The organism is Microbacterium sp. M4A5_1d (genome assembly GCF_053345465.1).
In genome coordinates, this window is sequence record NZ_JBKFAD010000001.1 from 1,349,085 (window position 1) to 1,364,257 (window position 15,173).

General features: G+C 69.8%; 13 protein-coding genes. All 13 read right to left on the reverse strand.

Annotation, left to right across the window (positions count from 1 at the left end):
• Position 1 precedes the first annotated feature (1 nt).
• On the reverse strand, positions 2–1,039 hold the full coding sequence (locus ACLBWJ_RS06525; RefSeq protein WP_447659933.1) for a LacI family DNA-binding transcriptional regulator: 1,038 nt from the start codon (positions 1,037–1,039) through the stop codon (positions 2–4).
• Positions 1,040–1,048: 9 nt separating this feature from the next.
• The gene (locus ACLBWJ_RS06530) at positions 1,049–1,936 is read right to left on the reverse strand and encodes a sugar phosphate isomerase/epimerase family protein (protein ID WP_447659935.1); all 888 of its coding nucleotides are present in this window, start codon (positions 1,934–1,936) and stop codon (positions 1,049–1,051) included.
• Entirely contained in the window at positions 1,933–3,135 is a 1,203-nt protein-coding gene (locus ACLBWJ_RS06535) for a dihydrodipicolinate synthase family protein (protein ID WP_447659936.1), read from the reverse strand. Before ACLBWJ_RS06535 ends, ACLBWJ_RS06530 begins: the two co-directional genes overlap by 4 nt.
• Positions 3,136–3,145: 10 nt before the next feature.
• Entirely contained in the window at positions 3,146–4,270 is a 1,125-nt protein-coding gene (locus tag ACLBWJ_RS06540) for a Gfo/Idh/MocA family protein (RefSeq protein WP_269267530.1), read from the reverse strand.
• A gap of 186 nt (positions 4,271–4,456) precedes the next feature.
• Positions 4,457–5,980 (reverse strand): arabinosylfuranosidase ArfA, encoded by a 1,524-nt coding sequence (gene arfA / locus ACLBWJ_RS06545; protein ID WP_282502036.1) that lies wholly within the window; start codon positions 5,978–5,980, stop codon positions 4,457–4,459.
• Positions 5,981–6,046: 66 nt separating this feature from the next.
• Positions 6,047–7,327 carry an ABC transporter substrate-binding protein gene (locus ACLBWJ_RS06550; RefSeq protein ID WP_274178340.1) on the reverse strand — a complete coding sequence of 427 codons (1,281 nt, stop codon included), beginning with the start codon at positions 7,325–7,327 and terminating at the stop codon, positions 6,047–6,049.
• A 40-nt stretch (positions 7,328–7,367) separates the two neighbouring features.
• Positions 7,368–8,036 (reverse strand): hypothetical protein, encoded by a 669-nt coding sequence (locus ACLBWJ_RS06555; RefSeq protein ID WP_274178339.1) that lies wholly within the window; start codon positions 8,034–8,036, stop codon positions 7,368–7,370.
• Between the two features lie 2 nt (positions 8,037–8,038).
• Complete coding sequence (locus tag ACLBWJ_RS06560) at positions 8,039–8,965, reverse strand: carbohydrate ABC transporter permease (protein WP_120263486.1); 927 nt, start codon at positions 8,963–8,965, stop codon at positions 8,039–8,041.
• Positions 8,962–9,954, reverse strand: coding sequence for a carbohydrate ABC transporter permease (locus ACLBWJ_RS06565; protein ID WP_112616385.1), 993 nt, complete (start codon positions 9,952–9,954; stop codon positions 8,962–8,964). Before ACLBWJ_RS06565 ends, ACLBWJ_RS06560 begins: the two co-directional genes overlap by 4 nt.
• Positions 9,955–10,025: 71 nt before the next feature.
• A complete protein-coding gene (locus ACLBWJ_RS06570) occupies positions 10,026–11,324 on the reverse strand; it encodes an ABC transporter substrate-binding protein (RefSeq protein ID WP_274178338.1) in 1,299 nt (432 codons plus the stop codon).
• Between the two features lie 183 nt (positions 11,325–11,507).
• Positions 11,508–12,461, reverse strand: a complete 954-nt coding sequence (locus ACLBWJ_RS06575) for a family 43 glycosylhydrolase (RefSeq protein WP_447659939.1) — start codon at positions 12,459–12,461, stop codon at positions 11,508–11,510.
• Between the two features lie 103 nt (positions 12,462–12,564).
• On the reverse strand, positions 12,565–14,331 hold the full coding sequence (locus ACLBWJ_RS06580; protein ID WP_282502033.1) for an ABC transporter ATP-binding protein: 1,767 nt from the start codon (positions 14,329–14,331) through the stop codon (positions 12,565–12,567).
• A gap of 50 nt (positions 14,332–14,381) precedes the next feature.
• Positions 14,382–15,119 carry a hypothetical protein gene (locus tag ACLBWJ_RS06585; RefSeq protein ID WP_447659940.1) on the reverse strand — a complete coding sequence of 246 codons (738 nt, stop codon included), beginning with the start codon at positions 15,117–15,119 and terminating at the stop codon, positions 14,382–14,384.
• Between the last annotated feature and the right edge of the window lie 54 nt (positions 15,120–15,173).

Below are 15,173 nucleotides of genomic sequence, written 5' to 3' on the forward strand. Positions count from 1 at the left end.
GTCACACGCTCCGCGGCGGGGTGCTCTCGCGCACGAGCACCTCGAGGGGCAGCGCAGCCGCGGCCCCGTCAGCATCCGTGTCGACGGCGGCGCGGAGCGCGCTGTACCCGACATCGGGGAGCGGCACCCGCACGGTCGTCAGGGGCGGTGTCACGTCGCGACCGGTCGGGATGTCGTCGAAGCCGGCGAGCGCGATGTCGGTGCCGGGCTCGCGTCCTGCGGCACGCACCGCGGTGAGGGCTCCGATGGCGACGACGTCGCTGATGCCGAACACGACGGTTCCCGGCTCGACGCCGTCGGCGAGGGCCGCTGACATCGCCTCGGCACCGGACTCACGGCTGAAACCACCGCGGTACACGCGGGGCTCGGCTCCCCCGCCGCTCGTGAAGCCGTCGGCGAAGCCGGCGAGACGGTCGTCGCTCGTCACGACGCCCTCGGCGGCGGCGAGCACGATGGCCGAGCGGTAGCCGCGCGCGGCGAGTGCGGCCCCGAGCTCGCGGGCGCCGCCGCGGTTGTCGATGGCGACGCTGCGGATGCCGGGGGCGCCCGGGCCCAACGCGACGACGGTTCCCCCGCTCGCGGTGATGAGGTCGAGCTCGGTTCTCAGCTCGTCGGACATCTCGCGCGACGTGCGCGAGGCGGCGAGGATGATGCCGCGAGGGCGCTGTCCGCGCAGCGCACGGACGAGCCGCAGCTCACGCGCGGGATCGCGCTCGGTGATGGCGACCGTGACGACGAGCCCGGCTTCGTCGGCGCCGCGCGCGACGCCTGCCGCGAGCTGCCCGAAGTACGGGTCGGCGATGTCGGCCACCAGCAGCGCGACGATCGCGGACGTGCCGCGCGCGGTCGCCTGCGCCGACAGGTTGGCCGTGTAGCCGAGCCGGGCCGCGGCCTGCTCGACGCGTTCGCGATAGGCGTCGGCGACCTTACGGGTCGAGCCGTTCAGCGCCCGCGAGGCGGTCGCGAGCGACACCCCGGCTTCTCTCGCCACATCGTGCAGCGTGGCCGAGCCACGCGGCGACATCCCCGTCTGTCCCACGAGCCGAGTCTATGCGGTGGGGGTGCGCGCGCCCGAGAGGTGCGGCGTCACAGCGGCACCGAACGCCTCGGCGGTGCGGCGCACGACCTCGGCGGGATCGGCGGCCCAGATGTCGGCGTTGAAGATTTCCACCTCGATGTCGCGGTCGTACCCCGTCGCCTCGACGGCCCGGGTCAGCGATGCGAAGTCGATGACCCCGTCGCCCGGATAGTGGCGGCTGAGCAGGACGTCCGCGGGCAGCGGCGTTCGCCAGTCGCACACCTGGTAGGTCGCGATGCGCCCCTCGCGCCCGGCCCGCTCGATGGCGGGCAGGACGTCGGGGTCCCAGAAGATGTGGAACGTGTCGACCGTGGCGCCGACGACCTCGGGCTCGAAGTCGGCCGCGATGTCGAGGGCCTGGCCGAGCGTGGAGACGACGCAGCGGTCGGAGGCGAACATCGGATGCAGCGGCTCGATCGCCAGCGTCACCCCCGCCGCCTTCGCGTGGGGGGCGAGCTCGCCGATCGCATCGCGCACCTGCTCCCGCGCGCCGACGATGTCGCGCGACCCCTCGGGCAGTCCGCCGGCGACCAACACGAGGATCGCGGTGGAGCCGGGCGCACCGGCGGCGGCGAGCGCGGCGGCCTCATCGATCGCGACCCGGTTGTCATCGATCGAGGAGCGCCGGGCGGGACCCTCCGGCATCGTGAAGAAGCCCGCCCGGCAGTGCGTGGTGAACCGCAGGCCCGAGTCCGTCAGCATGGCGGCGGCGGTGGCGAGACCGACCTCCTGCACGGGCTCGCGCCACAGTCCGATCGCCTCGATCCCGGCATCCGCGGTGACCCGCAGCGCGGTCGCGAGGTCGGCGTACTTGATCGTGGCCTGGTTGATCGACAGGCGCGGGTCGACGACGCTCATGCCCAGACTCCGTTCAGGCGCAGCATCGCGTGCCAGCGGTCCGCGGCCAGTTCCGGCTGTTCGAGCGCGTACGACGCGTTCGCGAGCTCGACGATCCGCGAGAGGTGCGGCAGGCTGCGCGCCGAGTGCAGTCCGCCGACCATCTGGAACGCAGCCTGATGACCGTTGAGCCATGACAGGAACGCGACGCCGGTCTTGTAGTAGAACGTCGGAGCCGCGAAGATCTGCCGGCTGAGCTCCTCCGTCGGTCCGAGGATCGCGAGATACCGGTCGGCATCCCCGGCGTCCAGAGCTTGGATGGCGGCGGAGGCGACCGGAGTGATCGCCGCAAAGGCGCCGAGCAGCGCGTCGGAGTGCTGCCGCGGCGAGGCGGGGTCGCGCTCGGGCTGGGTCGCCTGGGGCACGTCTGCGCCGCCGATGAGGCCGACGTAGTTGAAGTCGTCGCCGGTGAACATGCGCACGCCCTCGGGCAGCCGCTCGCGCACCGACACCTCGGACGCGGCGTCGAGCAGGCTCATCTTCACGCCCGCGACCCTGTCGGCGTTCTCGCCGATGATCTCGACGAGGACGTCCGATGCCGCGCGCCAATCGGGCGAGCCGAAGTAGCCCGCGAGGATCGGGTCGAAGGCGGTGCCGAGCCAGTGCAGGACGACGGGACCGGATGCCGCGGCGAGCACCTCGCGGTACACCCGGCGGTAGTCGTCGGCCGATGACGCCGCACGGGCGAGGTGCCGCGACGCCATGAGCACCGGACCCGCACCCTGGTCCTCCGTGAACGCGAGCTGGCTCTTGTAGGCGTCGATGACCTGATCGAGCGAGATGTGCTCGTCGTCGACGTGATCGGTGTTGACGCCGACGACGACCGAGCCCCCCTCCTCGCGCGCGACCTCGGCGGAGCGAGCGATGAGCTCGCGCGTCGCGGCGGCGTCGAGCCCCATGTTCCGCTGCGCGGTGTCCATGGCGTCGGCCACGCCGAGACCCCAGGAGTACACGGCGCGGCGGAAGCCGAGGGTCGCGTCCCAGTCGATCTGCGCCGGCTGGCCCGGGGTGTTGTCGGCCGAGACGACGGGAACGACATGGGCCGCCGCGTAGGCGACCCGGCTGCGCAGCGCGCTCGTCGGCCGGGCGAAGCCAGGCGCGTCGTTCAGCGGGACGGAGGTGAGGGCGCCGTCGGCTCCGAGGAGGGTGAGGTCGGTCATCGTGCGGCGCTCAGATGCTCAGCGCCGGAAGCTCGACCTTGCGGCCCTCGCGGCTCGACTGCAGGCCCGCCTCGGCGAGCTGCACTCCGCGGGCCCCTGCGAGGAGGTCGAACTCGTACGGGGTCTCGGTCACGTACGAGGTGAGGAACTCCTCCCACTGCTGACGGAAGCCATTGAGGAAGACGTCGTTGGTGGGCACGTTCTGCCAGTCGGCGTCGTAGTCGTGCGTGTCCTCGAGGTCGGGGTTCCACACCGGCTTGGGGGTCGCGTTGCGGGGCTGGATCTTCGCACCGAACAGCCCCACGACGGCGGAGCCGTGCGTGCCGTCGACGTGGAACTCGACGAGCTCGTCGCGGTTGACGCGCACGGTCCACGACGAGTTGATCTGCGCGACGACCCCGCCCTCGAGCTCGAAGACGCCGTAGGCGGCATCCTCGGCCGTGGCGGTGTAGTGCTCGCCCTTCTCGTCCCAGCGGTCGGCGATGTGCACGGCGGCCTGGGCGTAGACGGTCTTGACGTCGCCGAAGAGGTTCTCGAGCACGTAGTTCCAGTGCGGGAACATGTCGACGATGATGCCGCCGCCGTCTTCGGCGCGGTAGTTCCAGCTCGGGCGCTGCGCGGGCTGCCAGTCGCCCTCGAACACCCAGTAGCCGAACTCGCCGCGCACCGAGAGGATGCGGCCGAAGAAGCCCGAGTCGATGAGGCGCTTCAGCTTCTGCAGGCCCGGGAGGTAGAGCTTGTCGTGCACGACACCGGTCTTCACCCCCGCCTCGGCGGCGAGCTTCGCGAGTTCGAGCGCCTCGTCGACCGACTCTGCGGTGGGCTTCTCGGTGTAGATCGTCTTGCCGGCGGCGATCGCCTTGCGCAGCGCCGACGCGCGGGCCTTCGTGACGAGGAAGTCGGCGTAGATCTCCCAGCGCGGGTCGGCGAGAGCGGCGTCGAGGTCGGTCGTGTAGTCCTCGATGCCGTGCTTGGCGGCGAGGTCGGCGAGCTTCGCCTCGCTGCGACCGACGAGGAGCGGCTTGACCGTGACCTTGGTCCCGTCCGGAAGCTCGATGCCGCCCTGGTCGCGGATCGCGAGGATCGAGCGGACGAGGTGCTGGCGGTAGCCCATCCGGCCCGAGACGCCGTTCATGATGATGCCGATCTCGCGGACCTGCGGGGCGGTCGCCGTCTCCGGCGCGGGGCTGAGGGTGGTCGTCTCTGACACGGGCGTTCCTTTGCTTCGTCCGCTCACCGGTGGGGTGGTAAGCGCTTTCCCATACTGTAGATGGCTGTCACCCGCGGGCGCAACCCTGTGCTCGCGGGGTGCCGGAGCGGCTCAGCCCAGGCGGATGGCCGCCCACGAGATCGGGGGCAGCGACAGCGACAGAACGTCGTCGTCGAGCGCGATCCCGGGCACCGGAACCACGCCGACCCGGTCGGGGTCGTCGAGCGTGTTCGCGGCATATCGGTCGTCGTCGTGGAGGAGGTGCGATTCAACGATCGACACCGCTGCACCGGGATCGGTCGCGAGAGCCGACACGTCGATGCGCAGGTCCTCCGCGTCGGTTGTCGAACGGTTCACGACGAACAGTGTCGCGCCGTCGTCGTCCACGGTGGCGACGGCGTTGACGTTCGGCACCGCACCGAAGCGCTCGCTCTCGAACGTCCCGGACTCGACGGCGACCGAGATCGCGCGCTCCCCCGCGAGGCGCGACGTGAGCGAGAACGGGAAGAACGTCGTCTGTCGCCATGCCGGGCCGCCGGGCTCGGTCATGACCGGGGCGATGACGTTGACGAGCTGCGCGAGAGATGCCGACCGCACGCGGTCGCTGTGCTGAAGGAGCGTGATGAGCAGGTCACCGAAGACGACGGCATCCAACGCGTGGTACTGGTCTTCGAGCAGCCGCGGCGCGACCGGCCAGCCCGGCTCGCGCGGCTTGTCGTCCTGGCCGCCGTCGTCGTTGTGGAGGTACCAGACGTTCCACTCGTCGAAGGAGATCATGATGCGCTTGTCGCTCTTCTTCGTCGCCGCGACCGCGTCGGCGATGGCGACCACCGACTCGATGAAACGCGACATGTCGACGCCCGACGCGAGGAACTCCCGCGCGTCGCCGAAGCGCTCCTGGTAGTAGGAGTGGCACGAGATGAAGTCGACGTCGTCGAACGTGTGCTCGAGCACCGTGCGCTCCCACGATCCGAACGTCGGCATGCCGCTGCCCGACGAGCCGCAGACCACGAGCTCGACGTCGGGGTCGAGCATCCGCATCGCCTTGGCCGTGCGCGAGGCGAGCTTGCCGTAGTCGTCGGCGTTGCGGTGACCCAGCTGCCAGGGGCCGTCCATCTCGTTGCCGAGACACCACATCCGCACACCGAACGGGTCGCGCCGCCCGTTCGCGACGCGCTTTCGGGTCCACGCGGTGTCGGCGTCGGCGTTGACGTACTCGAGCAGGTCGATCGCCTCCTGCGTGCCCCGCGTTCCGAGATTGACGGCGAGCATGAGATCGCTGCCCACGAGCTCGAGCCAGCGCGCGAACTCGTGCAGGCCCACCTCGTTGGTCTCCGTGGAGTGCCAGGCGAGGTCGAGACGTCGCGGCCGCTCCTCGCGCGGCCCGACACCGTCCTCCCACCGGTATCCCGAGACGAAGTTGCCGCCGGGATAGCGGATGGTCGACACCCCGAGCTCGCGGACGAGCTCGACGACATCCGACCGGAAACCGTCGGCGTCCGCGGACGGATGACCGGGTTCGTGGATGCCGTCGTAGATGTGACGGCCGAGATGCTCGACGAAGCCGCCGAAAATACGGCGATCGATGCGGGAGATCTCGAAACGGGGGTCGATGGCGGCGTTCGTCGGCGTCATGTCATTCCTTGGGTCAGCGGGGATGCCGCGCTTCCGCGCGCGGCATCCCCGACGTGGCGGTCTTCCTCAGCCGAGCACGACCTCGGCTTCGGAGAAGAACTGGTCGACAGCCTGGTCCACCGACGTGGTTCCGAGCCCGAGCGACTTGCCGAGCTCCCAGAACGTCTGCTCGAGCGATCCGTATCCGGCCACCGGCACCGGCGGCGCATCGCCGATGCGGTCCGCGGCCGACTCGATGTAGTCGGCGACCTGCTTGTCGGCGCCCTCGAGGGTCGCGCCGGCGAGTTTCGAGGTCGACGCGGGGAAGCCGAGCGTCGTCCCGAAGACCTGACCGGCGGCCTCGGAGTTCACGACGAAGTCGAGGAACAGGGCGGCCGCCTGCGGGTGCTCGGTCTTGGCCGAGATCGCGACCTGCAGGCCGGCCTGGCGGTAGAGGTCCTTCGAGCCCTCCTTCGCCGTCGGCGGTGCGACGATCGAGATCGACGAGGCGCCCGAGTCGGCGAGGTAGCCGCCGAGGAAGTTGCTCCAGCTCATCTCGCTGGCGGTCAGCGCGGCCCCGAAGCCCGACTTGGGCGACAGCTCTTCGAGCCGCTGCTGCGGCACGGCCGCACCGTCGCGCAGGCCGGCGCCGCTCTCCCAGAACTCGCGCAGCTGGTCCTTGGTGAACCCGAGCTCGCCGTCGTCGGTGTAGAGGTTGCCGCCGTCTGCGCGGAGCACCAGCTCGAAGGCCTGGATGCGCTGGGTGTAGTCCGTGCCTCCGTAGACGGCGCCTCCTGTCTTCTCGGTGACCTCGGCCATCCATTCGTCGAACTCGGCGAAGTCGGTGCCCCCTTCGGGCGCCGCGACCCCGGCCTGCGCGACGAGGTCGTCGTTGACGAAGTTCGCCCACAGGCTGTACCCGGTCGGCAGCGAGTACTGCGTGCCGCCCAGCGCGCCGGTGCCCAGGAGCCCGTCGTCGAAGGTGGTCATGTCGATCTGGTCGGCGACCTCCGCGAGATCGAGCAGATTGCCCGACTCGCCGTACTGACGCAGGTAGCTGTCGGAGAACTGGAAGACATCCGGCAGTCCCCCGCCCGCCGCCTCCGTCTGCCGCTTCTCCCAGTAGCTCGGGAAGTCGGTGAAGCTGACGTTGACGGTGATGTTCGGGTATTCCTCGTTGAATGCCGCGATCAGCTCGTCATAGCGCTTCGCCCGGTCGTCGTTGCCCCAGAACGCGTAGGTCAGCGTGACCTTCTCGTCGGGGTCGAATGCGGCTGCGGGAGGCGTCTGCGCGCCGCCGCATCCGGTCAGTGCCAGCGCACCGGCGGCGACGATGCCGACGGTGGCGAGCAGGCGGTGTGCCTTCATGGGAGTCCTTTCATCGGGAGCGGGCCCGGGGGGACGGGTCTCAGGTGCGGCGGGGCCGGGCGGGGATCGCCACGACCGCGAGCGCGGCGCAGCCGATGCCGGCGACGAAGAGGGGCGGCAGCGCCCACGTCACGATCACGACGAAGGCCGCCGTGGCGAGGAGGTAGAGGCTTCCGACGACGTCGCCGCGCGCGGCATCCGGGATCGCTCGGACCGCTCCGCGCCACCCGAGCTCGGGGCTCCAGGAGCCGGCCGCGGTGAGGAGGGCGACGGCGAGCGCGGCGAGGCCCGCCCAGCCGACCGCTTCGATCACGACGCCGCCCGGGAGGAATCCCGATCGGGCCAGGTCGATGTCGAGCAGCAGGATGAGCGCCACGACCAGGGCCGCGAGACCGACGACCGCCCCCGGCAGCAGCCCTGCGCGGACATCCGCCCAGAACAGCGACAGCCGCGAGTCGTCGGCGGCGACGTAGCGGCGCAGATGCCGCACCCCCGCCGCGAGCGCGACCGGAAGAGTGACGACGGCGAGCGAGACGGCGCCGATGAGGAGTCCGATCAGCAGCACTTCGCCGAGCAGCGCGAACGCCCCCGCCGCACCGGGATGCCGCAGCTGCGGACGGCCCTCGAGTGTCGGTCCGCTGCCGGAGCGGTCGGCCCGCACCGCGGCGCGCTCCTCGCGCCGCGTGCGGGGACGCTCGTCGGTCGGCATCGCTAGCCCTTCAGACCCTGGGTGGCGACGCCGTCGACCAGGAACTTCTGGAAGACGATGAAGAACAGCAGGATCGGGACCAGGGCGATGAAGGATGCCGTCACCGTCGCGCCGTAGTCACTCGACGAGGTCTGGTCGTTGTAGAGGCGCAGCGCGATCGGCAGCGGGTAGTTCTCGGGGCTCGTCAGGTAGAGGAGTGGGCCGAGGAAGTCGTTCCACGCCCAGATGAAGCTGAAGATGGCGCACGTGATGAGCGCCGGCTTGATCAGGGGCAGGATGATCGACCAGAAGATGCGGAGGTGTCCCGCGCCGTCGATCTTCGCGGCCTCGTCCATGTCGCGGGGCATCTGCCGGATGAACTGCACGAGGAGGAAGACGAAGAACGCCTCGGTCGCGAGGAACTTCGGCAGCAGCAGCGGCCAGTACGTGTCCACCATCCCGAGATTGTTGAAGATGATGTACTGCGGGATGATCACGACGTGGAACGGCAGCAGCAGCGTGCCGATCATCGCGGCGAACAGGATGCCGAGCCCTTTGAACTGCAGGCGGGCGAAGGCATAGGCCGCGAGAGCCGACGACAACACGGTTCCGATCACCGAGACGCCGGCGATGAGCAGCGAGTTGGCGAAGAACCGCCACATCGGGACGCCCGCGATGCCCTCGGCGACCTTGATGTAGTTCTCGATCGTCGGCGCGTTCGGCAGCAGGCCCATGTTCTGGCCGAACTCGCTGTTGGGCTTGAACGTCGACAGCAGCAGCCAGACCAGCGGGTAGAGCACGACCGCGGTGATGACGATCAGCACGGCGAACCAGATGATCGTCTGCCAGGTCTTGCGCTTTACGCGGCGCCGGGCAGGCGGCATCGGCGTGGTCTGCTGCTCGGCGAAGATGGCCTCGCTCGTCAGCGGTGAGGTGGGTGACGTGGTCATCGGTTGTCTCCCGAGTAGTGCACCCACGACTTCTGGGTGCGGAAGAGGATGAGGGCGATGATGGCGACGACGACGAGGAGGACCCAGGCGATCGCGGCGGCGTAACCCATGCGTCCGTCGGCGAATCCGGTCTTGTAGAGGTACACCGTGATGAAGTTCGTCATGCCGGCGGGGCCGCCGGTGCCGTTGGAGATGATGTAGGCCGATCCGAAGACCTGGAACGCCCCGATGAGCCCGAGCAACAGGTTGAAGAAGATCACGGGCGAGAGCATCGGCACCGTGACCGCGCGGAAGCGGCGGAGGGCGTTGGCTCCGTCCATCTCGGCCGCCTCGTACAGCTCCTTCGGGATCTGCTTGAGGCCGGCGAGGAAGATGACCATCGTGGCACCGAACTGCCAGACCGCGAGCAGGATCATCATCGGCAGGATGAGGCCGGGGTTGCCGATCCAGCCGCCGAGCTCGATGCCGAACACGTTCAGGCCGTTGTCGACGGGACCGTCCGTGGCGAACATCGCGCGCCACACGATCGCGACCGAGACCGACGCCCCGATGAGCGACGGGGCGTAGAACGCCGACCGGAAGAAGGCCGCGCCCTTGTCGCGGTAGTTCAGCAGCAGCGCGATCAGAAGTGCGGCGATGAGCGAGATCGGGGTGCCCACGAGCACGTAGATCAGGGTGATCTGCGCCGACTGCATGAAGCTCGGGTCGTTGGTGAAGAGTCGGATGTAGTTGTCGATGCCGACCCACTTGGGCGGCGAGAAGATGTTGTAGCTCGTGAACGACAGGTACAGCGAATACGCCATCGGCACGAGCGTGAGTCCGAAGAATCCGACGAGCCACGGCAGGAGGAAGCCGTAGCCCGCGATGTTCTCGCGGACGGCGCGCTTGCGAGCGCCGGGGCGATCGAGATGTTCGGGCCGCTGCTTCCGGACCAGGCCGCGACGCGACGAGTCCTTGGTGACGATCACCCGTGTGGCGGTAGTGGTCACGATGCTCCTGAGGATGCGGGGAGGATGCGGGGCCCGCGGGCCGGCGCCGTGCGCCGGCCCGCGGGATCGGGTCATCCGTTGAGGGTGATGTCCATCTGCGAGAAGAAGCGTTCGACGGCCTCATCCACGGTGATGGTGCCGAAGGCGAGCTCGGTGCCGAGCTTGCGGAACTCCTCCTCGATCGTGCCGTAGCCGACGATCGGGACCGGCGGGGCGTCGCCGAGGCGGTCGGCGATCGACTCCTCGTACTCCTTCACCTGCTGGCTCAGCGGGTCGAGGTCGGCCGCGTCGAGGGCGGTCTGCGAGGCGGGAAGGCCACGGTTGGTGCCGAAGATCTCACCCGACTGCGGCGAGTTCACGAGGAAGTTGACGAGCGTCGCCGCGGCCGCGGGGTGCTCGGTCTTCGCCGAGATCGTGTGGAGCATCGAGGGCTTGAGGTAGAGGTCCTTCGCGCCCTCCTTCGTCACGGGCGGCGCGACGAGACCGAGCTCGGTGTAGCCCTCGCCCAGGTTGCCCAGGTAGCCGCCGCCGAAGTTGTCCCACGTGAGCTCGCTCGCCGTCAGCGCGGCGTCGAAGCCCGAGAGCGGCAGGGCCTCTTCGAGGCGCTGCTGGCCGATCACGGCTCCGCTCTCGCGGAGCTCGGCGCCGTCCTCCCAGAACTGCGTCAGCCGCTCCTCGTCGAACCCGGGCTCGCCGTCCTCGTCGAACAGCTGCGACCCCTCGGCTCGCAGCTGCAGCTCGAAGTTCTGGATGCGTCCGGTGTAGTCGGTGCCACCCCAGTAGGCGCCGCCCGACGCGTCCGTGACGCTCGCCATCCACTCGGAGTAGTCGTCCCACGAGCCGCCGGCGAAGTCCTCCACGCCCGCCTGCTCGAGCAGCTTCGGGTTGGTGAACATGCCCCACGCGTTCGTCGAGGTCGCGATGCCGTAAGTCGTGTCGCCGACGACACCGATGTCGAGGATGTTCTGCGGCAGGGCATCGGTCTCGATGATCTCGCCGAGGTAGGGGTCGAGGTCGAGCAGGAGGTTGTTCTCGGAGTACTGGCGCAGGTACGAGTAGTCGAACTGCATGACATCCGGCAGCCCGCCGCCCGCGGCCTCCGTCTGACGCTTCTCCCAGAACTCCGGGAAAGTCAGGAACGTCGCGTTGACCGTGATGTTCGGGTACTCCTCGTTGAACGCGGCGATCGCCTCGTTGTAGAGCTGTGCGCGAACGTCGTTGCCCCAGAACGCCAGGTTCAGGGTGACCTTCTCATCCGGGTCGAATGTGGCATCCGCGGCCGGGGTCTCTCCGCCGGCGCAGCCCGCCAGGGTGAGCGCGGCGCCTGTCGCGATGGCGACCGTGGCCAGTGCCCGCTTTCTGTTGAACATCGTTGTCCTCTCTGCCGAACGTCGTCGTCTCGGTGCGCGCGAACGTCCATTGTCCGTGTGTGCAGGTGCGCGCCTCCGATGGTTGGGAAAGCGCTTGCCGGCAACGGTACTACGCGATGAAACGTTTCGCAAGGAAGTCGGGTCAACCGATTCCGACCCGTGATCTCGCGACTGTTACCGGTCTCAGCGCGTCGACTCAGCCTCGCACACCAACCGACCCGCGTCGACACGCAGCCGCACTCGGTAGACGGCGCACCGGCGGGCCTCGACGTCGTACGCACCGGCCCCGTCGCCACCGGCATCCGGGGTCGTGGCCGGCTGTGCGAAGAAGTAGTACCAGAGGGAGTCGTCGTCGCGAACGGGGGCGCCGTGGTGCCCGAACCCTCGGCCGGGCACGGCCCCCGCGCCGAGGACGATGTCGTCGGGACCGCCTTGGCGCACCCAGTGGACGGTGTCGTCCGAGACGAAGACACCCATCCCCCGCCACTCGTCGACGATCATCCACCAGCGGCCGCCGAGCTCGAAGACGCTCGGCCCCTCGTGCGGGCGTCCGCCGATCGCGACCCCGCCGTCACTCCACGACTCGAGGTCCTCCGACACCGCTACGCGGGTGACGGAATCGGCGGCTTCATCCTTGTACCAAAGCCGCCACTTCTCGTCGGGACCGCGGGCCACACCGGCGTCGATGACGCGGTCGCTCGCGAGATCGAGCGGTCCGAGCCGGTGCCACGACACGAGGTCGGTCGAGCGGTAGGCGACGATCGTGCGGGCATGACCCGGCCAGCGATCGGGCACACCGTCGATCTCGGTCAGATACATCCGCCATCCGGTGCCGTCGAAGACGACCTCGGGGGCCCAGTGGGTGCGGTCGACGTCGGCCGGAGGCTGCCCGGCGGTCAGTTCGAGCCCGCCGGCATCCGGTTCGAGGGTGCCCGCGTACTGCCAATCGACGCCGTCTCGCGAGCGCGCCACCCCGATGCGCGAGCCGTGCACCCAGGAGACGCCCGGCCCCGGGTCGGGATGCGTCGCCCGCCGCTGCGTGTAGAACATCCACCATCCGCCGTCGCCCGGCTCGATGACGACCACCGGATCGGTCGCCCCGTCGTACACCGGGTCGCGATAGATCTCCCTGAGCATGAGTTCTCCTGTCTTATACCCGTCGACTCGCCATGAAATGCAGATCCGGGGGCACCGGCATCCGCACCTTCTGGCGAGTCGACGGAGGGGTGAGGGGGGAGGGTCAGGACTGGGTGGCGTGGAGGTGGGCGTAGCGGCCGGCGGCGGCCAGCAGGTCGTCGTGCGAGCCCTGCTCGACGATCCGCCCGCGCTCGAGCACGATGATGCGGTCGGCACGCCGAATCGTCGACAGCCGGTGAGCGACCACGAGGGTCGTGCGGCCGGCCATGAGCCGCGCGAGCGCGTCCTTCACGAGCTCCTCCGACTCGGGATCGAGCGCCGAGGTCGCCTCATCCAGCAGCAGGATGCGGGGATTGCGCACCAGCGCCCGCGCGATCGCGAGCCGCTGCCGCTGCCCTCCCGACAGGCGCGCGCCCCGCTCGCCGACCACGGTGTCCCACCCGGCCGGCTGGTCGCTGACGAACTCCCACGCGTTGGCGTCGCGCAGCGCCCGCTCGATGCGCTCGTCGGAGACGTCGGGCAGCCCGTAGGCGACGTTCTCGCGGATCGTGCCCTCGAAAAGCACCGACTCCTGCGGCACGACCGACACCGCGCGGCGCACGGTCCGCAGGTCGAGCTCCTGCACGTCGGCCCCGTCGATCGTCAGCCGCCCGCTCGTCGCGCGAACGAACCCGAGGACGAGGTTCAGCAGCGTGGACTTTCCCGATCCGGACGAGCCGACGAACGCGTAGGTACGACCCGCGGGGATGTGCAGATCGATCTCGTGCAGCGCGTCGTCGCTCGCCCCCGCGTACCGATGGCTGGCACCCTCGAGCCGGATGTCGCCGACGACGCGATCCACGCGGCGCTTGCCCTCGTTCTGCTCGAGGTCGGGTTCCTGCAGCACCTCGGCGATGGAGCGCACCGACTCGAGCCCGCGCGCTCCGACCGGGATCAGCATGAGGAGCTGGGTGAGCCCCTGCGTGAGCAGCGTGAAGTAGGTCGAGAGCAGCACGACCTCGCCGGGCGATATCGGCAGGATGCCGGTGAGCGAGAAGATCGCGGCGAGCACGAGGCATCCGACGCCGAGCAGCTGCATCGCCACCCACGAGATCGAGGCGACGTGACCGTTGAGCATGTCGAGGTGAAGACCCGCGCGTCGCACTCCCTCGGCGCCGCGCGAGACGCGCGTGACGGCCGTCTCCTCGAGGCCGTGGGCGCGGGTGACCGGGATGAGCGAGGCCATCTCACCCACGCGTGCCGAGAACACCTCGACCTCGCGGCGGAAGACCGCGTTGCGCTCGCGCGAGCGGTTGCGCATGCCGTACCGGATGCCGATCGCGATCGGTACGGCGAGCGCGTAGACCGGCAGGAACTGGGGCACCGCGATCGCGGTCATGGTGAGGGCGCCGATCATCACCATCGTCGCCGACAGCAGCGGATGCGTGACCTGCTGCAGCATGAGCTCGACGTTCTCGACATCGCGCACCACCTTGGTCTGCACGATCGAGGAGCTCACCCGCGAGTGGTATCCGATCGACAGGCTCTGCAGCCGCGCGGCGAGCGCGTTGCGCAGGTCGGCCCCGGTGTCGCGCACGACGGTCATGAAGCTGCGCGTGTAGAGGATGTGGTTCGGGTAGTTCTGCAGCAGCAGGGCCGCGGCCAGCAGGAACCAGCCGATGACCGCCGAGACCTCACCCCCGCCCGCGACGATGTCGATGATCGCCGCGGTGATCACCGGGAGGAACCACATCGGGATCTCCTTCAGCGCGAAAGCGCCGACGGCGACGCTCATGCGCCCCGGGCGACGGGCGAGCAGCCGCAGGACGGATCGCGCCGGATGAGCGCCGTCGATCAGGTCCGCGGGATGGGAAAGCGGTTTCCGTGCCACGCGACCATGCTAGGCGCCCGTCGCGACCGTGCACACCCCCTCGGCGCGAATCAGCCGGCCGCCTGCGCGATGCGGTCGACGAAGAGCTGCGTCGCCTGCGGCACATAGTCCGCGCTCGTCTCGGGATCCCAGCCCACGAGCGCGAGGACGTTCTGACCCGTGCGGACCGTCGCGCCGACGAGCGCGAACGGAGAGCCGCCCACGTCGCCGGTCACCCGCCACCCCTGGACATCGTCCGCGCCGCTGACGGGGAGATCGAACGGCTCGACCGAGGTCGTGACCGGCACCCCCTGCATGGCGAACAGCTCCTGCCCGTCCGCGCAGCGCGCGATGGCATCCTCAGCCTGAGCCACCAGCGCCTCGGCGGCTGCGTCGTCGGCCGCGGAGGCCACGACCGCCGTCATCGATCGGTCGTTGCTCGTGCCCCATTCGACAGCATCGCCGGCCGATTCCCACCCGGCGCCGAAGGGAGCGAGGCACCCGGCGTCCGAGACCGTCAACCCGGGATAGATCGACTCGAGCATCGCGGCGATCGTGTCGTACTGGGCGGGGCGGAACTGGATGCCGCTGAACAGGTCGGCGAGCTCGGTGCGGTCGAGCGCACCGGATGCCGCAGCGGGCGCCGACGCCGAGGGCGACGCCGCGGTGGTCTCGGGCGCAGCGCTCGAGGCCGCTCCGCTCGGTCCACCCGCCGGCGTGCAGCCCGTCAGCGCCGCCAGGCCGAGGGCCGCGACGACGAGCCCGGCGTTCAGTCGCGTGCGCGGGGTGCGGGATGCGGGTGATGCCATGGCGGTTCTCCTCGGATCGATGTGCCTCGACGCTAATGCCTGGCACCCGGGCCC